Origin of the sequence: Sphingomonas aracearum (genome assembly GCF_003345355.1) — a bacterium.
GTDB lineage: Bacteria > Pseudomonadota > Alphaproteobacteria > Sphingomonadales > Sphingomonadaceae > Sphingomonas > Sphingomonas aracearum.
In genome coordinates this window covers 1386750-1407861 of sequence record NZ_QQNB01000001.1, presented here as the reverse complement: position 1 = coordinate 1407861, position 21112 = coordinate 1386750, and the positions used below count along the sequence as shown (strand labels likewise).

22 protein-coding genes are annotated in these 21112 nt (G+C 69.2%); 13 read left to right on the top strand and 9 right to left on the bottom strand.

Annotation, left to right across the window (positions count from 1 at the left end):
• Positions 1-16: 16 nt before the first annotated feature.
• Entirely contained in the window at positions 17-313 is a 297-nt protein-coding gene (locus tag DVW87_RS06685; RefSeq protein WP_114686886.1) for a BolA family protein, read from the bottom strand.
• Positions 314-341: 28 nt separating this feature from the next.
• Here DVW87_RS06685 and DVW87_RS06680 point away from each other — a divergent pair, with 28 nt between their 5' ends.
• Both DVW87_RS06680 and DVW87_RS06675 read left to right on the top strand, forming a co-directional pair.
• Positions 342-959, top strand: coding sequence for a J domain-containing protein (locus DVW87_RS06680; protein ID WP_181814738.1), 618 nt, complete (start codon positions 342-344; stop codon positions 957-959).
• A gap of 141 nt (positions 960-1100) precedes the next feature.
• Positions 1101-1547 carry a pesticin immunity protein gene (locus DVW87_RS06675; protein ID WP_114686885.1) on the top strand — a complete coding sequence of 149 codons (447 nt, stop codon included), beginning with the start codon at positions 1101-1103 and terminating at the stop codon, positions 1545-1547.
• Positions 1548-1631: 84 nt separating this feature from the next.
• Here DVW87_RS06675 and recF read toward each other — a convergent pair whose 3' ends face one another.
• Positions 1632-2705 (bottom strand): DNA replication/repair protein RecF, encoded by a 1074-nt coding sequence (recF, locus tag DVW87_RS06670; protein WP_114686884.1) that lies wholly within the window; start codon positions 2703-2705, stop codon positions 1632-1634.
• A 398-nt stretch (positions 2706-3103) separates the two neighbouring features.
• On the opposite strand from recF, the gene DVW87_RS06665 reads away from it, so the two are divergent.
• Complete coding sequence (locus DVW87_RS06665) at positions 3104-4573, top strand: glycosyltransferase family 39 protein (protein WP_114686883.1); 1470 nt, start codon at positions 3104-3106, stop codon at positions 4571-4573.
• A 135-nt stretch (positions 4574-4708) separates the two neighbouring features.
• Here DVW87_RS06665 and dnaN read toward each other — a convergent pair whose 3' ends face one another.
• Positions 4709-5809, bottom strand: coding sequence for a DNA polymerase III subunit beta (gene dnaN / locus DVW87_RS06660; protein WP_114686882.1), 1101 nt, complete (start codon positions 5807-5809; stop codon positions 4709-4711).
• 202 nt (positions 5810-6011) lie between these two features.
• Complete coding sequence (locus DVW87_RS06655; protein WP_114686881.1) at positions 6012-6626, bottom strand: outer membrane protein; 615 nt, start codon at positions 6624-6626, stop codon at positions 6012-6014.
• A gap of 171 nt (positions 6627-6797) precedes the next feature.
• Between DVW87_RS06655 and DVW87_RS06650 the strand changes: the two genes are divergently transcribed.
• Together DVW87_RS06650 and DVW87_RS06645 are read left to right on the top strand one after the other, a co-directional pair.
• Positions 6798-7430 (top strand): histidine phosphatase family protein, encoded by a 633-nt coding sequence (locus DVW87_RS06650; RefSeq protein ID WP_114686880.1) that lies wholly within the window; start codon positions 6798-6800, stop codon positions 7428-7430.
• Positions 7427-7888, top strand: coding sequence for an invasion associated locus B family protein (locus tag DVW87_RS06645; RefSeq protein ID WP_114686879.1), 462 nt, complete (start codon positions 7427-7429; stop codon positions 7886-7888). Before DVW87_RS06650 ends, DVW87_RS06645 begins: the two co-directional genes overlap by 4 nt.
• A 1-nt stretch (position 7889) precedes the next feature.
• On the opposite strand, the gene DVW87_RS06640 is transcribed toward DVW87_RS06645, so the two are convergent.
• Positions 7890-8693: a DUF6454 family protein gene (locus DVW87_RS06640; RefSeq protein WP_114686878.1), complete on the bottom strand. Its 804-nt coding sequence runs from the start codon at positions 8691-8693 to the stop codon at positions 7890-7892.
• A 187-nt stretch (positions 8694-8880) separates the two neighbouring features.
• Here DVW87_RS06640 and rlmN point away from each other — a divergent pair, with 187 nt between their 5' ends.
• Positions 8881-10065 (top strand): dual-specificity RNA methyltransferase RlmN, encoded by a 1185-nt coding sequence (rlmN, locus tag DVW87_RS06635; protein WP_114687122.1) that lies wholly within the window; start codon positions 8881-8883, stop codon positions 10063-10065.
• A 129-nt stretch (positions 10066-10194) separates the two neighbouring features.
• Here the strand turns inward: rlmN and DVW87_RS06630 are convergent, their stop codons facing one another.
• Positions 10195-11262, bottom strand: coding sequence for a CAP domain-containing protein (locus DVW87_RS06630; RefSeq protein WP_147276224.1), 1068 nt, complete (start codon positions 11260-11262; stop codon positions 10195-10197).
• A 150-nt stretch (positions 11263-11412) separates the two neighbouring features.
• Here DVW87_RS06630 and DVW87_RS06620 point away from each other — a divergent pair, with 150 nt between their 5' ends.
• Positions 11413-12171: a sulfite exporter TauE/SafE family protein gene (locus DVW87_RS06620; protein WP_114687121.1), complete on the top strand. Its 759-nt coding sequence runs from the start codon at positions 11413-11415 to the stop codon at positions 12169-12171.
• Here DVW87_RS06620 and DVW87_RS18050 read toward each other — a convergent pair.
• Both DVW87_RS18050 and DVW87_RS06615 read right to left on the bottom strand, forming a co-directional pair.
• A complete protein-coding gene (locus tag DVW87_RS18050; RefSeq protein WP_181814737.1) occupies positions 12168-12344 on the bottom strand; it encodes a hypothetical protein in 177 nt (58 codons plus the stop codon). The two genes, DVW87_RS06620 and DVW87_RS18050, sit on opposite strands and share 4 nt — an antisense overlap.
• Positions 12345-12352: 8 nt before the next feature.
• Positions 12353-12955, bottom strand: a complete 603-nt coding sequence (locus tag DVW87_RS06615; RefSeq protein WP_114686875.1) for a flavin reductase family protein — start codon at positions 12953-12955, stop codon at positions 12353-12355.
• Positions 12956-13002: 47 nt separating this feature from the next.
• Between DVW87_RS06615 and DVW87_RS06610 the strand changes: the two genes are divergently transcribed.
• The 3 genes from DVW87_RS06610 to DVW87_RS06600 all read left to right on the top strand — a co-directional run bounded on the left by DVW87_RS06610 (position 13003) and on the right by DVW87_RS06600 (position 15747).
• Positions 13003-13704, top strand: a complete 702-nt coding sequence (locus DVW87_RS06610; protein WP_114686874.1) for a cytochrome b/b6 domain-containing protein — start codon at positions 13003-13005, stop codon at positions 13702-13704.
• A complete protein-coding gene (locus tag DVW87_RS06605; protein WP_114686873.1) occupies positions 13701-14447 on the top strand; it encodes a molybdopterin-dependent oxidoreductase in 747 nt (248 codons plus the stop codon). Before DVW87_RS06610 ends, DVW87_RS06605 begins: the two co-directional genes overlap by 4 nt.
• Positions 14448-14520: 73 nt before the next feature.
• Positions 14521-15747 (top strand): SAM-dependent methyltransferase, encoded by a 1227-nt coding sequence (locus DVW87_RS06600; protein ID WP_114686872.1) that lies wholly within the window; start codon positions 14521-14523, stop codon positions 15745-15747.
• A gap of 47 nt (positions 15748-15794) precedes the next feature.
• Here DVW87_RS06600 and DVW87_RS06595 read toward each other — a convergent pair whose 3' ends face one another.
• Positions 15795-16232, bottom strand: coding sequence for an EF-hand domain-containing protein (locus DVW87_RS06595; RefSeq protein WP_114686871.1), 438 nt, complete (start codon positions 16230-16232; stop codon positions 15795-15797).
• 140 nt (positions 16233-16372) lie between these two features.
• On the opposite strand from DVW87_RS06595, the gene DVW87_RS06590 reads away from it, so the two are divergent.
• The 3 genes from DVW87_RS06590 to DVW87_RS06580 all read left to right on the top strand — a co-directional run bounded on the left by DVW87_RS06590 (position 16373) and on the right by DVW87_RS06580 (position 21066).
• Entirely contained in the window at positions 16373-17590 is a 1218-nt protein-coding gene (locus DVW87_RS06590) for an argininosuccinate synthase (protein ID WP_114686870.1), read from the top strand.
• Positions 17591-17684: 94 nt separating this feature from the next.
• Positions 17685-19442: a hypothetical protein gene (locus DVW87_RS06585; RefSeq protein ID WP_114686869.1), complete on the top strand. Its 1758-nt coding sequence runs from the start codon at positions 17685-17687 to the stop codon at positions 19440-19442.
• Between the two features lie 10 nt (positions 19443-19452).
• The gene (locus DVW87_RS06580; protein WP_114686868.1) at positions 19453-21066 is read left to right on the top strand and encodes a hypothetical protein; all 1614 of its coding nucleotides are present in this window, start codon (positions 19453-19455) and stop codon (positions 21064-21066) included.
• The last annotated feature ends 46 nt before the right edge of the window (positions 21067-21112 follow it).

The following is a 21112-nucleotide window of genomic DNA, read 5'->3' as shown; positions in this document are numbered from 1 at the left end:
CAACTCCTCCCCCGTTTCATTCGCCCGGTGCGCGGGCGCGGATCGCCAGCGCGTGGATGCGGGTGGCCAGCAGGTCCGCCAGCGCGCCATTGACCAGCCGCTGACGCGCAACGCGCGACAGGCCGGAGAAGCGCGGGCTTTCCACAACCACGGTCCAGTGCGATTCGCCCGTGCCGTCGTCGCCGCTGTGGCCGGCATGATGGTGGCTGTCGTTCACCACCTCCAGATGCGTCGGCGCGAGCGCTTCGGTGAGACGGGCGGTGATGATCTGGCCGAGGAAAGGGGGGGCGGGCACGGTGGCGGTGTCGGTCATCGACCCTATATGGACCGTTTCACTTGGAATGGGGAGCCGCGTGGCGCGGACAGACGGCAAAGACAGGCCCAACACCCGGTTTCATGGGCGGGTCGAAGGAACGGGCAGAGTGTGCAGCGAGCCTGGCTGCGAGGAATCGGGCGAATTTCGTGCGCCCTTGCTGGAAGGGCCGCGCGGCGGCAGCGACGGGCCGGGCGCCTATCGCTGGTTCTGCCTGGAGCACGTCCGCGCGTTCAACAACCGGTACAATTTCTTCAACGGCATGAGCGCGGAGGAGATCCACGCCGCGCAGCGCCCGTTCGCCGGCTGGGAGCGCGAAACGCGCGCCTTCGCCTCCGGTGGCGCCGATCGCCCGCCGCGCTGGTCCGACTTCTCCGATCCGCTGGACGCGATCAGCGCGCGCTTCCGCCGCGAGACCGCTCCGGAACGCAAGGACGGCAAGCCCCTGTCGGGGCAGGACCGGGAGAGCCTGCGCGTGCTCGATCTGCCCGCCGATGCCGACCGCTCGGCACTGCGCAAGCGCTATTCGGAACTGGTGCGGAAATATCATCCGGATCGCAACGGCGGCGACCGCAGCCATGAAGGCCATTTGCAGAAGGTGATCGCCGCCTACCAGCAGCTGCGCCAGGCACCGGCATTTGCGTGAGGCGACGAGAGCCACACGTCATCTGGCGTCCGCGTACGCCCACTTGCGGCGGTTCGAGTTGAAATAGACCTTGCTTGTGCGCGGACGCTGGTGTCGCCTGTCTCTGCCGGTCACCGTCCGGCTGGGTAAAGGATCGCGGTCATGAGGATGATGGTCTTGGCCGCATGGGCGGCGCTTGTCGCGGCTGGCGCGTCAATGGCTGCGCCAACCGGAGGTGAGCAGGTACAGCAGGTCATCAGAAGGTTGGACCTGACGAGTTTCCCCAATTCGGTCGGTCCTCGACGCCTGCCCGGCAAGGCGACGTTCGCGGATTACGGCTTCGTCAGGATCAGGAAGGCCGGCCGTGGAGCGAGCCTGTTCCGCGAGGACGAAAGCTGGATGATGCGCTTCGATGTGATATCGGCCGGTCCCCGCTTCCTGCGACTATGCTTTCGCGACAAGGGGCTTGCTCGTCCCGGCGATGCATCCGCCCCCAGTTACAATGCGACGTCCGCGCTGCTTGTCTCGATGTCGCGGAAGGGCTTGTGGACTGCCAGGCAGGTGAAGGCCGGGTTCGCGAACTGCAAGAACGACCCAGCGGCGGTGTAGCCTCGACCTACCGCGAAGCTGGCCGTCCGCGTTCCCCATGAGCGGACGGGTAAGCCGGAATTGGCGGCGCGGAGCAGCATCGCTTCAGGCGGTGTCGCCTTCGATCCGTCCCTCCTCCACCGCATAACGGGTCGTCTCGCCCGGCAGCCCGTCGAACAGCGCCGGCTCGGTGCCGGTCATCCACACCTGGCCCTTTCCCGCGAGCCGTTGGTACAGCGCGGCGCGGCGGGCGGGGTCGAGATGCGCGGCGACCTCGTCCAGCAACAGGACCGGCGCGCGTTCGGTGCGTTCCGCCACCAGATCGGCATGGGCGAGGACGAGCCCGAGCAGCAGCGCCTTCTGCTCGCCGGTGGAGCCGAGCGCGGCCGGCTGGTTCTTGCCGAGATGGGTGACCGCCAGGTCGCTGCGGTGCGGCCCGGCCAGCGCGCGCCCTGCGGCGGCATCGCGCGCGCGGCCGCGGGCGAGGTCGGCGGCCAGCGTCTCGCCGCCGCCGGTCCAGCCTTCCAGCTTCAGGCCGGCGCGCGCGAACGGTCCCTCGGGCGTGTCGGCGAGCCGGGCGGCGAGCGCCGCCACCGTCTCGCGGCGCGCCTGGTCGATGGCGGCGCCGTGCTCCGCCATCTGCGCCTCCAGCGCGGCGAGCCAGTGCGGGTCGGCAGGCGCCTCTTCCGTCAGCAGGCGGTTGCGCGCGCGCATCGCCGCCTCGTAGCGGCTGGCATGGGTGGCATGGGACGGCGCCAGCGCCAGCGTCAGCCGGTCGAGAAAGCGCCGCCGCTCGCCCGGCGCCTCCACGAACAGGCGGTCCATCGCCGGGGTCAGCCACAGGACGGTGAGCCATTCGGCCAGCGCCGTTGCGGCCGCGGGCGCGCCCTGGATGCGCACCAGACGCCGCTCGGGCGCAGCCGCCGCCGCGCCGGTTGCGAGCTCCACATCGTCTGCCACCGTGGCCGCGATGCCGAAACCCCCCGCGCCGCCCTGCCGCGCCATTTCCGACAGGGCCGCACGGCGCAGGCCCTTGCCCGGTGCCAGCAGGGAAACCGCTTCCAGCACGTTGGTCTTCCCCGCCCCATTCTCCCCGGCCAGCACCACAAAGCCGGCGCCCGGCGCGAGCACGGCATCGGCATGGTTGCGAAAGTCGGTAAGCACCAGACGGCGAAGCATCGCCACATCCCTAGGCGCATCGCCGCTGCCATGCCACCGGCGCAAATCGCCGGGGTCGACGCTTCCGCCAGAAGCGCTCACGATTTTTCCTTGTCACCTGGCAAAGGCGGGACGCTCTCGAAAAATCCTGTCATGCCGGACCTGTTCCGGCATCCACGGCTCGGCAAGAGCGGCGGTCGTTACTCTTGCCGAGCCATGGACCCCGGAACAGGTCCGGGGTGACGTATGGGCGGGGCAGCCGCGCCGAGTTGTGCACAGGCTGCCTTCGCCGGGGTGAGGGCGGAGCGCAGAGGGGGCCGCTCCTTCCCGGCGAAGAAACACCTTGTCGCAAAGCCGACTTCGGCGGGACTAGGCAAGGTCGCACCGATCGGCCAAGAATCCCGTCCGTGAGAACCGGAATGACGAAGGGTGCCGCGCTCGGCCCGTTGCAGCTGATCGCCATTGCCCTGGGTGCCTGGGTGATCGCCGACCTTTCCTTTCATTTCCGCCCGACCAACTATTTCGGCGGCTCGTCGGACGAGCAGCGGTATCTGGAATCCGCACTGCGCTGGATCACGAACGGGCCGCATCCGGGCCGCACGCACTGGTCGCTGCGCCATCCGCTGGTGCTGTCGCTGGTGGCGTCCTTCAGGCAGTTCGATGTCAGCATGTGGGCGCTGCAACTGGTGCCCCGCCTATACGGCGACCTGCTGGTCAGCTTCTCCACGGTGATGATGGCGCGCGCCGCCGGCCTGCGCGCGGCGGGCACCTGGCTGCTGCTGGCGCTGTTCACGCCGGCCTTGCACCAGAGCGCGACCAATCTCGGGCCGGAAATCGTGGAACTCGCCTTTGCCGCGATCTCCGGCTGGCTGTTCTGGGAAGCGCGGGGCGGCGGACGAGGGGCGGGGCTGGCGATGGCCGGCTCCGGCCTGTTCATCGCGCTGGCGATCATGACGCGCGAAACCGCGGCATGCCTGTTGCCGATCTATGCCGTGGCCTGGTGGCGCGGGCGGATGGGCTGGCCGCTGGCGTTCGCCTTCGTGGCCGGCTTCCTGCCGCCGCTCCTGATCGACAATGGCTGGCTGTGGCTGCGCAGCGGCGACCCGCTCTACCGGCTGCATGTCGACAGCGCCCACACCGGCATCTACAGCGCGCACCTGACCGGCGGCGTCTATCACGGCCGCGTTTTCCTGAACCCGGACCTTGCCTCGCGCTGGACGCAGGCCGGGCCGATCAAGCTGTTCTGGCTGACCGATCCGATCATGAACTTCTTCGCCGCGCCCGAATTCGCGCTGCTGTTCTTCGCCTGGGCGCTGTTGTTCTTCTCGCGCCACACCCGGCCGGCACGGGGCAGCGCGACGGCGCGGCTGATGCCGTGGCTGCTGGCCGTCACCATCGCCTGCTACCTGATCGTCACCTGGGTGCTGACGCTGCGTCCGCAGCCGCGTTACTATCTGGTCGCGCTGTATGCCGCGAGCATCGCGGTGGCGCTGCTGCTGAACGGCCCGGCGGCGACCCGTGCGGCGCAGCGCATGCGGCAGATCGCGCTGGCGCTGGTGCTGGTCTGCGGTGGCCTCACCATCCTGCTGTCCCCCGACCGCCAGCGCGATGCGCGGCTGATCCTGCCCTGGCTGAAGGCGCATCCGGACGCGCGGCTGCACATCGACCCCGCCAATCGCGACCGCATCGCCTTTCCGGCGATCCTGGCCGGCGTGAACAACCGCATCACCAAGGCGCCCGCGCGGATCGGGCAGGTACAGGTACGCGCTTTCACGCCCAAGACCGAGCAACCCGGCCGCTGGCGACAGGTGGCGATGCTGCAGGGGCCGTGGCTGTTCCCGTACATCAACCATCCCCGCCGCCTCGTGATCGAGCGGCGGGTGGAGTGAGCCGGACCGGCGGGCTTATCCTCCCCTGAAAAGGGAAGGTGTACGGGCGTTGCCGCAAACGGGGTCGTTCGTGGAGCCGCCCCTCCACCAGCCTGCGGCTGGTCCCCCTCCTCGTGCCGGGGAGGACAGGGCCGGTCAGACCCGCATCGGCATGAGAACGTACAGCGCGGGCGCCTTGTCGTTCTCGCGGATCAGCGTGGGCGCGGCGGCATCGGCGAGGTGCACTTCCACCGCATCGCCCTCCAGCTGGCCGAGGATGTCCAGCAGATAGCGGCTGTTGAAGCCGATCTCGAACGGCGCGGACACGTACTCGCCGGGCACTTCCTCCGCCGCGGTGCCGTTTTCCGGGCTGGTCACGGACAGCGTGATCTTGTCGCGATCGAGGCCCATCTTCACCGCGCGGGTCTTCTCGGTGGCGATGGTCGACACGCGGTCCACCCCCTCGGCGAACGAGCGCGGGTCGATCTTCAGGATCTTGTCGTTGCCGGTCGGGATCACGCGGCTGTAATCGGGGAAGGTGCCGTCGATCAGCTTGGAGGTGAGCACCGCCTGGCCGAGATCGAAGCGGATCTTGGTCCCCGACAGCGACACGCCGACCGAGCCGTCCACCTCGTCCAGCAGCTTGCGCAACTCGGCGACGCATTTGCGCGGCACGATCACGTCCGGCATGCCTTCGGCGCCCTGCGGCTGGTCCACCGTCACGCGCGCCAGCCGGTGCCCGTCGGTCGCCGCCGCCTTGAGCACACCCTCGGCGACGTGGAAGAAGATGCCGTTGAGATAATAGCGCGTCTCCTCGGTGGAGATGGCGAAGCGGGTCTTGTCGATGATCTGCTTCAGCGTCTCGGCCGGCAGCTCGAACTGGGTCGGCAGCTCGCCCTCGGCGATCACCGGGAAGTCGTCGCGCGGCAGCGTGCCGAGCGAAAAGCGCGCGCGACCGGCGACGATCGCCATGCGGCCTTCCGCGGCGGACAGCTGCACCTGCGCGCCTTCGGGCAGCTTGCGGGCGATGTCGAACAGGGTGTGCGCGGAAACGGTGGTGGCGCCGGGCTGGTCCACCGCGGCGGCGACGCCTTCGTTGATCTGCAGGTCGAGATCGGTCGCCATCAGCTTGATGGAGCCTTCGCCGGCCTCGATCAGCACGTTGGACAGGATGGGAATGGTGTTGCGCCGCTCCACCACGGACTGAACGTGGCTGAGCGCCTTCAGCAAGGTGGCGCGTTCGATGGTGGCCTTCATCTCGTCAAATCCCCCGGGGGCCGCCGGCCCCAACCCTTTCCGACGGTCTCTCGCGAGCACGCAGTTGCCAGGAACTTAACTGAACGAAAAAAAGGGCCGCGGCAAGCGCGCCGCGACCCCCTTTCTCCTCCGTTTCCGAACGGTGGCGCCGCCGGGATGCTGTCCGAAAAGACGGCGCCACCAGATCGAACGGAGCGACTCGTCAGAAGCGAAGGCCCACGCCGGCGACCACCTGGTGGCGATCCACGTCCACGTCATAGACGTTGTCGCCGCCCGAATAGTTCGAATAGCGGTACTCGCCCTTCACATAGGTGTTGGCGCTGGTCTTGTACTCGAGCCCGGCGCCGATGCGGAAACCGTCAAGGTCCGTGTGACCCGTGGTGCGGGTCGAGCCGACGCGGTACTCCTCGTCCACGCGGGCGTTGGTGTAGCCGCCCTTGGCATAGACCATCGCCACCGGCGAGATCGCCGCGCCGACGCGCACGCCGGCATAGAGGTCGCGGCCGGCATCCATGCGGTAGCTGTCGCCGTTGGCGATCAGGTTGTCCGTGCGCGTGTCGGTCGTCGAACCGGTGATCTCGCCTTCGGCGCCGACGATCAGGCGGCCGACCTGCCAGTCATAGCCGAACGCGCCGCCATAGGTGACGCCGTCCGACGAGCTGGAGCTCTGGTCGTGGCCGTCGCTGATGCTGTCATAGCCGAGCACGGCTTCGACGCGGGCGCCGGTGAACGGGCCCTGCGCGTCCTGTGCCATGGCGGGCGCGGCAAGGCCGATCGCAAGGGCAGCCGAGGCGGCGGTGAGAACAAGCTTACGCATAGAAAACTCCATCAATCGTTCCCGCGCCTCCAAGGCCGGGATCGTGCCAATGGACGAAAGCCGCGCGCGTTGCATGAACCTCACCTAAACACTGAAAACCGTTGTTTTTGGGCCACAGCGGGTTGAAAGAGCAGCGGCGCGCGACAATGCGCGGGAAAGGGGAGCGGCATCATGCGCCAGGGACGCGATTTCATCGCCCGGCACGGCGAAACCGTGTTCAACGCCGCCCGGCGTCTGCAGGGCGACCATCCGCACACGCCGCTGACGCGCGCCGGCTTTGCCCAGGCGGACGAGATGGGGCGGGCGCTGCGCGCGTTGCTCGGCGCGCGCCCGGCGCTGGCCCTGTGGGCCTCGCCGACCGGCCGCGCGCTGCAGACGCTGGCGGTGATCGCCGAGCATCTCGAGCTGGACTGGCACCGGGCGCGCACGGACGCGCGGCTGGTGGAGATCGGCACCGGCAGCTGGGGCGGGCGATATTATCCGCAGCTGTTCGAGGAACTGGGGCAGGAGGCGGTGGTCGCGCCCACCGGCCTGCTGCGCGAATCGCCCGATGGCGAACGCTACCGGCAGATCGCCGCGCGGCTCGGCGGGTGGCTGGCCGACACCGACGCGGACGCCGGCGACCGGCTGGTCATCAGCCACGGCATCACCAGCCGCGTGCTGCGCGGGCTGATGACGGGCGCGGACATGCATCCGGAGTTCGCCGCGCCGATCGCCGGCGGGCTGCCGCAGGGCTCGATCGTGCTGGTGGAAAACGGTTGCGAGAGCGTTGCGTATCTCGGAGAAGGACGGGCGCCGGCGTGAGCGTCGCGGCGCTCCTGCTGCTGGCGGCGCGCACGGCGCTGGGCGTGCATGCCGGCTGGGCGGCGTTCGCCGACACCGCCCCCCGCCGCTGCTTCGCCGTGGCCGAGCCGCGCGGGCAGGACCCGGAGCGGCAGGGGCGCCCCTTTGCCAGCATCGCCACCTGGGCGGGCGGCGCGCGCAACCAGCTGTACCTGCGGCTCAGCCGTCCGCGCGACCTGAAGGCCAAGGTGACGCTGTCGATCGGCGATCGCCGCTTCGAACTGCTCTCCGCGCGTGCCGACGCCTGGGCGCCCGATCCCGCCACCGACCGCGCGATCGTCGCCGCCATGCGATCCGGCCGGTCGATGAGCGTGGAAACGCTGGGCGCGAGCGGAAAGCCGTTTGCCGACGTCTATGCGCTGAAGGGCGCCGCCACCGCGATCGATGCAGCGGCGCTCAACTGCGCGCTGGGGAAGTAGGTCAGGCCGTTTCGTCCAGCCGGAAGTGGAACAGGCGGCTGGGGCCGTCCTCCGGCAGCACGTACAGGTCGCGCCCGTTCACGGCCATGCCCTCGCCGGTCAATGGTCCGCCGCGGCCGAAGGGGCGCACCGGGCCGACCGCGCCGGCGCGCAGCGTGCGCCGCACCCGCAGGGTCGGCCAGTCGAGCCATTCCACCGCCCCGCTCACCCAGCTGACATAGCCGCCCGCCACCAGCCGGTCGCCGACGAACTTCATGTCCTGAAAGCGCGTCGGCGACGGGTTCGGCACGATCCGCAGCGGCTCCTTGTCGGCAAGGTCCAGCACGTAGAACTGGCGGCTGTCCCAATTGGCGGCAACCAGATGACGGCCCGACGCGGCCACGCAGCCGAGATGGTCCGCCACGCGGATGCGCCGGCGCACCTCCAGGCTCTGCGCGTCGATCTCCACCAGCACGGCCGAGCTGTCGGGCCGCATCTCGGCCACCGGCACCCAGATCGACCCGCCCGCCACCGACAAGCCGCCGGGATGGTAACGGGCGCCGTCGGTCAGCTCCAGCCGGCGCAGGAAGTGCCCGGCGCGGTCGAATTCGTGGAGAAAGCCGCGGTGCTGCCGGTTGTCGACGGAGGTGACCCAGATGCGGTCGCCGCGCATCTCCACGCCCTGCACATGGAACAGCTCGCCCTGGAGCTGCAGCGTGCCGACGAGCTGCGCCTGCTCGAACCCGTCGTCCAGCGTTTCCGGCGCGGCGGCGATCGACAGCGGCGCAAAGGCGAGCAGCAGCGGGAAAAGGGCGGTGCGGATCATCGGCGGCGTCTCCCGGCGAGCGGTGGGCGTCGCGGGCTTCCATGGCGGCCTTGTGTGTCAGACTGGCGCAAGTTGCATTGCTGCAATGCGACATGACGACGATACGGGCCGCCGATCCGGTGCCGTTCTGGAAATCGGCCGCGAAATCGGCTATATGCGGGTCATGCTCGACACCGCTGCCGCTCCCATGCCCATTCCCGGGCACATCGATCCCGTGCCCGTGCCGCGCGCCCTGCCGATGCGCAAGGACGGCCGTGTCGACCTGCTCGGCCTCACGCGCGAGGAGCTGCGCCTGGCGCTCGAAACGGCGCAGCTGGAGCCGAAACAGGCCAAGCTGCGCGCCAAGCAGCTGTGGCACTGGATCTACAATCGCGGCGTCACCGACTTTGCGCTGATGACCGACATCTCCAAGCAGCTGCGCCCCTGGCTGGAGCAGCGCTTCGCGATCAGCCGCCCGGAAGTGGTGGAGGCGCAGGTCTCGTCGGACGGCACGCGCAAATGGCTGCTGCGCACCGACGACGGCCAGGATTACGAGATGGTTTTCATCCCGGACGCCGATCGCGGCACCCTGTGCGTCTCCAGCCAGGTCGGCTGTACGCTGAACTGCCGCTTCTGCCATACCGGCACGATGCGCCTCGTGCGCAACCTGGTGCCGGCCGAGATCGTCGGCCAGGTGATGCTCGCGCGCGATGCGCTGGGGGAATGGCCGAGCCAGCCGGAAGGCCGCATGCTCACCAACATCGTGATGATGGGCATGGGCGAGCCGTTGTACAATTTCGACCATGTGAAGGGCGCGCTCGGCATCGTTATGGACGGCGACGGGCTGGCGCTGTCGAAGCGGCGCATCACGCTGTCCACCTCGGGCGTGGTGCCGATGATGGCGCGCGCGGGCGAGGAGATCGGCGTGAACCTCGCCGTCTCGCTGCACGCGGTGACCAAGGACGTGCGTGACGAGATCGTGCCCTTGAACAAGAAATACGGCATCGAGGAGCTGTTGCAGGCCTGCGCCGATTATCCCGGCGCCAACAACGCCCGGCGGATCACCTTCGAATATGTGATGCTGCGCGACAAGAACGATTCCGACGACGAAGCGCGCGAGCTCGTGCGGCTCATCAGGAAATACAGGCTGCCGGCCAAGGTGAACCTCATTCCGTTCAATCCCTGGCCCGGTGCGCCCTACGAATGCTCCACGCCCGATCGCATCCGGGCCTTTTCCGAGATCATCTTCGAGGCCGGCTATTCCGCGCCGATCCGCACCCCGCGCGGGCGCGACATCGACGCCGCCTGTGGCCAGCTGAAGACCGCCGCGGAGAAGAAATCGCGCGCCGAACTCGATCGGCTGGCGGCGGAGAAGCAGGCCGCGCTCGGCTGACCCGATCTGTTCCCCGGCGGAGGCCGGGGTCCAGTTGGCATGTCCGAGCGGACGGAGCGCAGCGGCAGCCAACAACAGCCTTCTCAACTGGACCCCGGCCTTCGCCGGGGAACAGGTCGACCCGGAGCCTCAGCTGATCCGGAACGTGTAGCTGTACTCGGCCTGCGCGGTGCCGGTGACGCCGCTGATCCGCACGGTGTAGCTGGTGCCGAGGGCAAGCCCCGTCACCCGCCACTGCACGCTGTTGGCCACGCCATAGCCGCCATTGTCGTAGCTCACGTCCGTGACCGGCAGCGCGCCGGATGGACCGGTGACGGTGATCGTCGCGCGGGCGAAGCTGACATTGGCGTTCGCGCCGAAGCTGCCGCCGCCATACGGAACCGCGCTGAACGACAGATAGTCGCCGGGGCGGAAGTAACGCTGCGGATAGTCGTTGAACGGATAGGCGACAAAGCTCGGCACGCTGCCGGGCAGCGGCGGTGCCGCGGCGAAGTTGAACACCCGGAGCGACGCGGTGCTCACCCGGTCGCCGCTCGCGCTCTGATAGGCGACGCGGCCGTACGAGATTTTGCCGAGAAACGGGCTGAGCAGCCAGCGGCGGTGGCCGATCGAGGCGCTGCCGCCCTCGTTCAGCCAGGTGGCCATGTAATCGTCCTCGGTGGAATAGCCCAGGCCATTGCCCCAGCCGCCGATCAGGTTGCTCGCGCCCGCCGCCGCGGCGCCCGCCGGGGAGTAGCAGGTCCAGCTGGTCGGCGGCGTGTGGCTGAGCGTGCGGTTCACCGCCTGCATCAGCGACGATTCGGCTTCCTGCGCATCCTCGGCATCGGAATAGGTGACGGGGGAAAGATTGTGCAGCGCGCGGATGGCGTTGAGCCGGGCAAGCGCGTCCGCCTTCACCGAGGCCTTCAGCGTGCCGGCGCGGCAGTTCGCGGGATCGGGCGCGACGTCGTAGAGCGCGGCGACCTGCGCGGAAAAGCCGGCGGGCGCGGGCGTCGGCGTGCCCACCGGCGTGGGTGTCGGCGTCGCGGTTGCCGTGGGCGAGGGCGTGGGCGTCGTGGTGGCAGTGGGCGAGGGCGCTGCCGCCGGCGGCGTCGTCACCACGTTCACGCCGGAGGAGCCGCCTCCCGATCCGTCGCCGCCGCCGCAGGCGCCGAGCGCCAGCAGGGCCGGAGCCGCCATCAAACCCTTGCGAATCATCGTCGCCTCGCTTCCTCGGCCCCCGCGCGCCATCTAAAAGGGCGAAGCTTTACAGAAGCTTGCCACCGCCGCGCCGCGAACGCGCGGCAAATGCGCCTTTTGCGGGCCATGCGCCTCGACAAGCGCGCGACCACAGGCGATGGCCGGTGCATGGGCTCCCTTTCTTCCTTCCTGCTCCCGTTCGCCGCCGGCCTGGTCGGCGGGGCGATGAACGCGCTGGCGGGCGGCGGCACCTTTGCGACCCTGCCGGCGCTGATCGCCATCGGCCTGCCGGCCAACATCGCCAACGCCACCTCCAACGTTGCGCTGCTGCCGGGGGCGGCGGCCAGCGCGCTTGCCTTTCGCGACGAGGCCGGGCCGGTCGGGCGCGTGCCCCTGTCCGTGCTGATGGGCATCACCTTTGTCGGCGGCCTGGCCGGCAGCGTGCTGCTGGTGGTCACGCCGACGCGGGTGTTCGACCTGGTGATCCCCTGGCTCCTGCTGTTCGCGCTGGTGGCGCTGGCATTCGGGTTGCAGGCATCGGCGTGGCTCCATGCGCGGATGACGATCGGCCCCAGGGCGCTGGTCGCGGCGCAGGCGCTGCTGGGCGTCTATGGGGGTTATTTCGGGGGCGGCATCGGGCTGATGATGACGGCGGTGTTCGGGTTGCTGGCCGCCGTCTCGCCGCGCCAGATGTTCGCGCCGCGCACGATCCTGCTCGCCACCGCCAATGCCGCGGCGGCGGTCGTGTTCGTGCTGGGCGGCTTTGTTCGCTGGCCTGCCGCGGTGCCGATGCTGGTCGGCGGCGCGATCGGCGGCTGGTTCGGCGCGCAGGTCGGACGGCGGCTGCCGCCGGGCGCGGTGCGCGCCTGGACGTTGCTGGTGACGGCGGCGACCACCGCCGTGTTCTTCGCCCGCGCCTACGGCTAGCGGCGGCGGGCGACCCGCGCGAGCGCATAGCCCGACAGCCCGCAGACGATCAGCGCCGCCCCCAGCCCGATCCCGGCGCCCCAGCGCGCGCCCGACGGCCCGCCCAGCCAGCCGCCCAGCGCGAGCCCGACGATCGGCAGGATGACCAGGAACAGGCAGCCGATGACGACCATGGTGCCGCCTATGCCGGCCGTCGCATGCGGAACAGGGCGTCGGCGGTGATCTCGAAATAGTCGGCCGGCCCGCCGCCCCGCGTCACCGGGCGGGCGCGGGCGGTCTGGAACACGCCGTTCTCCAGCAGCTCCTCGTCGAGATGGATGCCGATCACCTCGCCCAGCACCAGCCATTGCGGCAACTCGGTGCCGCTCGCATCGGTGAGCTGCACCATCTGGCTGAGCCGGCATTCGAACGCGGCGCGCGCAGCCGCGACGCGCGGCGGCGCCACCAGCGTGGAGGGCGCCGCCTCGAGGTTCGCCGCGGCGAACTCGTCCACCGCGCGCATGGTCGCCGTGGCGTTCATCGGCTCGGCCAGGTCGCGGGTGACGAGATTCCACACGAACTCGCCCGTTTCCGCGATGTTCGCCACCGAATGCTTCCACCCGAGCGAGGAAAAGCCGACGATCGGCGGCGTGTAGGAGAACAGGCTGAAGAAGGAATAGGGCGCAAGGTTGCGCGTGCAGGCCGCCGAGAGCGTGCTGATCCAGCCGATCGGGCGCGGCGCGACGATGGCGTTGAGCGGATCGTGGGGAAGCCGGTGGCCGTGGCGGGGCTCGTAGAAGTGCATGGCGCCAGACCTACCGCCGCGGGGCCGGCGCTGCTAGGGTGCGCGGCATGGAGACGCCGCCCGGCACCCTCATCAAGCGCCACCGCCTGACGACCCGGCTGTGGCATTGGGTGAACGCGGTGGCGATCATCGTGCTGATCGGATCGGGGCTGATGATCCTCAACGCGCATCCGCATCTCTATTGGGGCGCATATGGCGCCAATTTCGACCGGCCGTGGCTGTCCACCCCGCGCTGGCCCGGCTGGATCACCATTCCGGCCAGCTACAACCTGGCGATCGCGCGGCGCTGGCACCTGCTGTTCGCGCTCGTGCTCGGCTTCGGGCTGCTGGCGTACATGGCGGCGAGCCTCGCCAACCGGCACTTCCGCCGCGACCTGACGGTGCGCGCGCGGGAGCTGTCGCCGCGGATGCTGTGGCATGACGTGCGGGAGCATTGGGCGCTGCGCTTCCACGATCCCGCCGATCCGCGGGCGTACAACATCTTCCAGAAGCTCTCCTATGTCGCGGTTCTCTTTGTCCTGCTCCCGCTGATGATCCTGACCGGCCTTGCCATGTCGCCAAACATGGATGCGGCCTGGCCCTGGCTGCTCGACCTGCTGGGCGGGCGGCAATCGGCGCGCTCGATCCACTTCCTGTGCGCGGCGGCGATCACCGGCTTCACCGTGGTGCATCTTGCGCTGGTGATCCTGGCGGGCAGCTGGAACGAGGTGCGCTCCATGGTGACCGGCTGGTGGCGGGTGCCGGAATGATCCTTTCGCGCCGCAGCCTGATCGGAACGGGAGGGCTCGCCCTGCTGGCGGGATGCGACCGGATCGCCGCCACTCCGGCCGGCCGCACCATCCTGTTTTCCGGCGAGAAGATGAACCAGGGCCTGCAGCGCGCGCTGACGAACCGCGCCGCGCTCGCGCTCGAGTTCCGCGCCGACCAGATGTCCCCCGTGTTCCGCACCAACGGCACGCGCGATCCGGGCACGCCGGCCTACCAGGCGCTGGCGGCGAACCGCTTCGCCGACTGGCGACTGGCGGTGAACGGGCTGGTCGCGCGGCCGCTGACGCTCTCGATGGACGACCTGCGCGCCTTTCCGCAGCGGGCGCAGATCACCCGGCACGATTGCGTGGAAGGGTGGAGCGCGATCGGCAAATGGCAGGGGCCGACTTTGGGCAGCGTGCTGAAGGCGGCGGGCGTGCGGACGGACGCGCGCTTCATCGTGTTCACCTGCGCCGACCTGTACCGCGGCGAGCCTTATTACGAGTCGATCGACATGGTGGACGCATTCCACCCCCAGACGATCCTTGCCTATGCGCTCAACGACCGCTGGCTGGACGTCGGCCATGGCGCGCCGCTGCGCCTGCGGGTGGAGCGGCAGCTCGGCTACAAGCACGCCAAATATCTGATGCGCATCGACGCGGTGGCCAGCCTTGCCGGCATCGGCAGGGGCAAGGGCGGCTATTGGGAGGATAACGTCGACTACGACTGGTATGCCGGCATCTGAACGCGCGCTGCAATCACGCGTGCGTCGCCGGTACGCACTGGAAACGACCGGCCCGGGTTGCTAGCTGCCGCGCATGGCGCTGATCGACATGTTCCTCAGCCGCGCCATCAAGCGTGGCCAGCTCTCTCTCACCAAGCCGGATGGCAGCATCGCCACGTTCGGCACGCCCGATCCGGACCTGAAGCCGGTGGCCTTCACCATCCACGAGACCGCCGTCTACCGGGCGATCGTCGCCGACCCCGGGCTGGGCGTGGCCGAGGCGTTCATGGACGGCCGGCTGACGATCGAGCAGGGCGACATCCTCGACCTGCTGATGCTCGCCACCGCCAACTCGCGCTGGGAAAACGGCCGCAACGCGCTGGCCGCCAAGCCCTGGCGCCGCGTCATGGGCAAGTTCCGCCACAAGTTCCTGACCGGCAACAAGCTCGCCCGTTCGAAGCGCAACGTCGCGCATCATTACGACCTGTCCGACCGTTTGTACGACCTGTTCCTGGACGCCGACAAGCAATACAGCTGCGCTTATTACACCGATCCGGCCAACAGCCTGGAGCAGGCGCAAGGAGACAAAAAGGCGCACATCGTCGCCAAGCTGGCGATCGAGCCCGGCATGCGCGTGCTCGACATCGGCTGTGGATGGGGCGGCATGGCGCTCTACATCCATGCCAAGACGGGTGCCGAGGTTCTCGGCATCACCCTGTCGGAGGAGCAGCTGAAGGTCGCCCGGCGCCGGGCGCAGGAAGCGGGCGTCGCGGACAAGGTGCGCTTCGAGCTGATCGACTATCGCAACCTGACGGGCACGTTCGACCGCATCGTCTCCGTCGGCATGTTCGAGCATGTCGGCGCCGCCAATTTCCGCACCTATCTCGCCAAGTGCCGCGACCTGCTGACCCCCACCGGCGTGATGCTGCTGCACACGATCGGCCGCGCCGACGGGCCCGACTTCACCGACAAGTTCACCGACAAGTACATCTTTCCCGGCGGCTATATCCCGTCCTTGTCGGAAACGCTGGAAGCCAACAACTTCATCCGCTGGTTCGTGACGGACGTGGAAGTGCTGCGGCTGCATTACGCCTATACGCTGAAGGCCTGGTACGACCGCACCGTGGCCGCGCATGACGCGATCGTCGCGCTCTATGACGAGCGGTTCTTCCGGTTGTGGACCTTCTACCTGGCCGGGGCGTACGTTTCGTTCATGAACGGCACGCTGGTGAACTTCCAGATCCAGTTCGCGCGCGACCGCACGGCCTTGCCGCTGACCCGCGACTACATGATCGAGGGCGAACGCGCACTCAGGGGGTAACCTCCCGGTTCTCCCGCCGGCGCGGGAGCGCCGAACGGCAGAGCCGCTTACCGCGTCGGCCCGCTCACCGGCTTGTTGCCGCGCGTTTCGGCGATGGCGGCGGCGCGGGCGGCGGCGCGCTCCTCCATGCTGACCACGCCGTCGCCGTTGGTGTCATATTTGGCCGCGGTGGCGCGCAGCAGCTTCTGCATCTCGGACATGGAGATCTTGCCGTCCTTGTTGGCATCGGCGCGGGTGAACCAGGTGGCGGCCAGTTCCTTGGCCATGCCGGGCCCGAACTGCTTGCCCTGCGCGCCCATGTGGTCGACGCGGCTCTCCACCTCGGTTCGGCTGAGAAAGCCGTCCTTGTTGGTGTCGGACTTCTTGAACTCCGCCTGCACAGCCGGGCTGACTGCCGCGCTCGTCTTCGCACCCGGCTTCTTCTGCGCAAGCGCGGGCGAGGCGATCAGGGGCAGGGCGGCAAGGGCAAGAAACAGCGGGCGCATGGGAGATACTCCGAAAATCCAGGATCGGCCGATTAGGCGAGTGCCGCTAAACGGGCACTGAACGCCAGTGGTTGCACACAAGGCCCGGGCGGACTACGGGCGCGCCATTCCCCTCCTCCCCGTTGAAGGAAGCCTCGCCAGTGAGCGATCAGATCAACCGTGTCGTCCTTGCCTATTCCGGTGGCCTCGACACCAGCGTGATCCTGAAGTGGCTGCGCGAGACCTACAATTGCGAGGTCGTCACCTTCACCGCGGACCTCGGCCAGGGCGAGGAGCTGGAGCCGGCGCGCGCCAAGGCCGAACTGATGGGGGTGAAGCCCGAGCATATCTTCATCGACGACCTGCGCGAGGAGTTCGTCCGCGACTACGTGTTCCCGATGATGCGCGCCAACGCCCTCTACGAGGGGCTGTACCTGCTCGGCACCTCCATCGCCCGGCCGCTGATCGCCAAGCGCCAGATCGAGATTGCGAGGGCAGTGGGCGCCGATGCGGTGAGCCACGGCGCGACGGGCAAGGGCAACGACCAGGTCCGCTTCGAACTCGGCTATTATGCGCTCAACCCGGACATCAAGGTGATCGCGCCGTGGCGCGAGTGGGATCTGACCAGCCGCACCCGGCTGATCGAATATGCCGAAGCGCACCAGATCCCGGTGCCCAGGGACAAGCGCGGCGAATCGCCCTTTTCCACCGATGCGAACCTCCTGCACACCTCCAGCGAGGGCAAGGTGCTGGAGGATCCGTGGGAGGAGGTGCCCGATTATGTCTATTCGCGCACGGTGAACCCGGAGGACGCCCCGGACCAGCCCGAGACGATCACCATCGATTTCGAGCGCGGCGACGGCGTGGCGCTGAACGGGGAAGGCATGAGCCCGGCGACGCTCTTGACCGCGCTCAACGAGCTCGGCCGCAAGCACGGCATCGGCCGGCTCGACCTGGTCGAGAACCGCTTCGTCGGCATGAAGAGCCGCGGCATGTACGAGACGCCGGGCGGCACGATCTACCATCTGGCGCATCGCGGGATCGAGCAGCTGACGCTGGATCGCGGCGCCGCGCACCTGAAGGACGAGCTGGCGCCGCGTTATGCCGAGCTGATCTACAACGGCTTCTGGTTCTCGCCCGAGCGCGAGATGCTGCAGGCCGCGATCGACCACAGCCAGGAGAAGGTGACCGGCACCGTTCGGCTGAAGCTGTACAAGGGCTCGGTGATCGTCACCGGCCGCAAGAGCCCATATTCGCTTTATTCGGAGAAGGTCGTCACCTTCGAGGACGATCAGGGCGCCTATGACCAGCGCGATGCGGCCGGCTTTATCAAGCTGAACGCGCTGCGCCTGCGCCTGCTGGGCCGCCGCGAGGGGTGATCCCATCGCCGTTGCGCCGGAGGTGGTCCGGGGGCGACGGGGTGACGATGCGGTTGCAAACTGCTCCTTAACTGCCCGCTGCTAGGCCCGCCGGATGAGCGGCCTGAGCCTGGCGCGGGAGCAGAAGGGGGACGTCGTCGCCGCGCTGGCGCTTGCCTGTCTGTTGTGCCTCGTCTGGGCCTTTCGCGACGGGCACAATCTTGCGGCGCTGCGCCTGCCGGACACCGACGATGCGGTGCGGCTGCAGCAGATCCGCGACTGGCTGGGCGGGCAGGCCTTTGCCGACCTCTCCCAGCATCGTCTGGGCGGCGGGCTGGCGATGCACTGGTCGCGGCTGCCGGACCTCGTACCCGCGGCCATCATCGTCCTGTTGCGGCCGCTGATCGGCGGCCATGCCGCGCAGGTCGTGGCCGTGATCGCCTGGCCGGCCCTGCTGCTGTTCGCCGCGCTGGCCCTGGTGGCGACGATCGCGCGGACCCTTGGCGGTGGTGCGATCGCGCGCACCGCGCTGGTGGTGGCGGCGATCGCCTATCCGGCCACCACGCTGTTCCTGCCCGGCCGCATCGACCATCACGGGCTGCAATGCGTGCTGTTGCTGGTCGTTCTCCGCACGTCGGTGACCCCGCCGACGATCGGGCGAGGGCTCCACGCCGGCTTTGCGGCAACCGCCAGCCTGGTGGTTGGCCTCGAAACCGCACCGCTGATCGCGGCGGCAGGCGTGGCCATGGCGATCGACTGGCTGCGCGCCCGGTCGGGCGCGGAGGACCGGCTGATGGGCTTCGGCATCGCGCTGGGCAGCGGATTGCTCGCCGCCAGCATTGTGTTTCGCACCTGGCAATGGACCTATCCGGCGTGCGACGGCTTCACCGCGACCGCGTGGCGCGGTGCGCAGATCGGGGCGTTTGCGCCCATTCTGCTCGCACTGGCGGCGCGCGACGTGGTGCGTCCGGCCTCGCGGATCGGGTTGGCGGCGATTGTCTGCGGCCTGATCGGCTGGGGCGTGCTGCACGGATCGGCCCTGTGCCTGGCTCCTTATGGCGCGGTGGACCCGCTGCTGGCGAAGCTCTGGCTGGTGCGGGTCGGGGAGGCGCAGCCGCTGCTGTCGGCGCCGCTGGACGTGGCGATCGGCTATGCCGGCGTGATGGTGGCGGGGATCGCGGCCGGGGCGTGGCAGTGGCGGCGGACGCGGGACGCGCGCTGGGGCGTGCTGCTGATCGTGCAGATCGCCTGCGCGGCCTTGACGCTCGCGCAGTTGCGCGGCGCCTATGCCGGCGCGCTGCTGGCCGCGCCCGCACTGGCCGCCGCGATCGCCGCGGCGCGGGCGAAGGGATCGGCCTGGATGGCCGCCGCCTGGCTCGGCTCGGCCGGCATGCTCTACCCGATCGCCGCCCAGGCAGTGGTGCCCGCCCCCGCGCGTGGTGCCAGGGCGACGCCGGTGGCGGTGGATGCGGCGCGGCCGGGATGCACCTCGCCCGAGGCCCTGGCGGCGCTCCACCGGCTGGGGGCGGGGACATTGCTCGCGCCGCTCGACCTTGGCGCCTATGCGCTGGCGGGCAGCCGCCTGGCGGTGGTCGGCGCGCCCTATCACCGCAACAACGCTGGCAACAACGCGGTGTACCGCTTCTTCCTGGACGGGGACGCGCGCGGGATCGCGGGGCAATGGCACGTCACCCATGTCGCGATCTGCGCGGACAGCTTCGACGAACTCGGCCGGCTGCCCGCTGCCGCGCTGGCGACGCGGCTGCGCGAGGGAAATGCGCCCGGTTGGCTGCGGCCGCTGCCGGACACGGGCACGCAAATGCGACTATTCGCGGTGCAAGCCGGCTTGTCGCGGCGGACCGGGGCGCGGTAAGGCGCTGCGGATGCAGGGGGAACAGCTTCACTGGTGGCAGACGCGCTGGTTCGTCGCCTTGTGCGCATTGCTGGCGATCGTGCCGCTGCTCAAGCCGGAGATCCCGCCGCTCGTCGACCTGCCCGGCCATATGGGCCGCTACCGCGTGCAGCTGTCGCTCGACCAATATCCCTGGCTGAAGGACTGGTACGATTTCCGCTGGCAGCTGATCGGCAACCTCGGCATCGACCTCCTGATCGAGCCGCTGGCGCCGGTGTTCGGCCTGGAACTGGCCGTCAAGCTGATCGTGATCTCGATCCCGGCGATGATCGTCACCGGCCTGTTGTGGATCGCGCGCGAGGTGCATGGCCGCATTCCGGCGACCGCCCTGTTCGCGCTGCCGATCGCCTACAGCTTCCCGCTGCATTTCGGCTTCATCAACTTCGCGCTCTCGATGGGCTTCGCGCTCAACCTGTTCGCGCTGTGGCTGCGCCTGGCGCGGCAGGGGCGCATCGGGCTGCGGGCCGCGATCTTCCTGCCGGTCTCCTGCGCGCTGTGGGTGTGCCACACGTTCGGCTGGGGCGTGCTGGGCGTGCTGGCCTTCTCGGCCGAGATGATCCGCCAGCACGACATCCGCAAGGACCGGCAGAGCGGCCATTGGTTCGAAAGCTGGGTGCGCGCGGGGCTGGGCTGTCTGCCGCTGGCGCTGCCGATGGTGCTGATGGTGCTGTGGCGCTCGGGCGAGCATGTTTCCGGGCAGACCGCGGACTATTTCAACTGGCAGGGCAAGATGGCGTGGCTGACCATGATCCTGCGCGATCGGTGGCAGGCGTTCGACATCGCCTGCGCCGCGATCCTGTTCCTGATCCTGTTCAGGGGCTTTCGCGACCCCAGGATCGAATATTCGCGCAACCTGGGCCTGTCGGCGCTCTTCCTGCTGGCGGTGTTCATCCTGTTGCCGCGCATCGTGTTCGGCTCCGCTTATGCCGACATGCGCCTGGCGCCGTTCATGGTGGCCATCGCGGTGATCGCGATCCGGCCGCGCGCGGGCATGTCCCTGCGCGGTGCGGCGCTGCTGGCGTTGGCGGGCTTCTCGTTTTTTGCCGTGCGCATGGCGGCGACCACCACCAGCTTCTGGCTGTACGACCGTGCATATCAGCGCAACCTCGCCGCGCTGGACCATGTGCCCGAAGGCGCGCGGCTGGTCAGCTTCGTGGGCGAAAGCTGCCACACGCAATGGACCATGTCGCGGCTCGAGCACCTGCCCGCGATGGCCCTCGTCCGCCGGGTGGCCTATTCGAACGACCAATGGTCCATGGCGGGCGCGCAGCTCCTGACCACGCGCTACCGGCCGGCGGGCGGCTTTCAGCACGATCCGTCCGAACTGGTGACGGCGGTGCGGTGCCCGCGCGAATGGTGGCGCCCAATCAATCGCGCGCTGGCGCGGTTCCCGCGCGACGCCTTCGACTATGTCTGGCTGATCGAGCCGCCGCGCTACGACCCAAAGCTGACCGCCGGGCTGACGGAGCTGTGGCGGGACGGCACCAGCGTGCTCTACCGGGTGGAGCATGACCGGCCGGGGCCGCAGATCAGCGACGAGGAACTGCGCCTGCCCCATCGCCCGTGGAAGAATTTCGGGATCTGAGCGCGGGCGAACGCGCCGGCGGCAAAGCCAACGTCGCTTGGGCAGC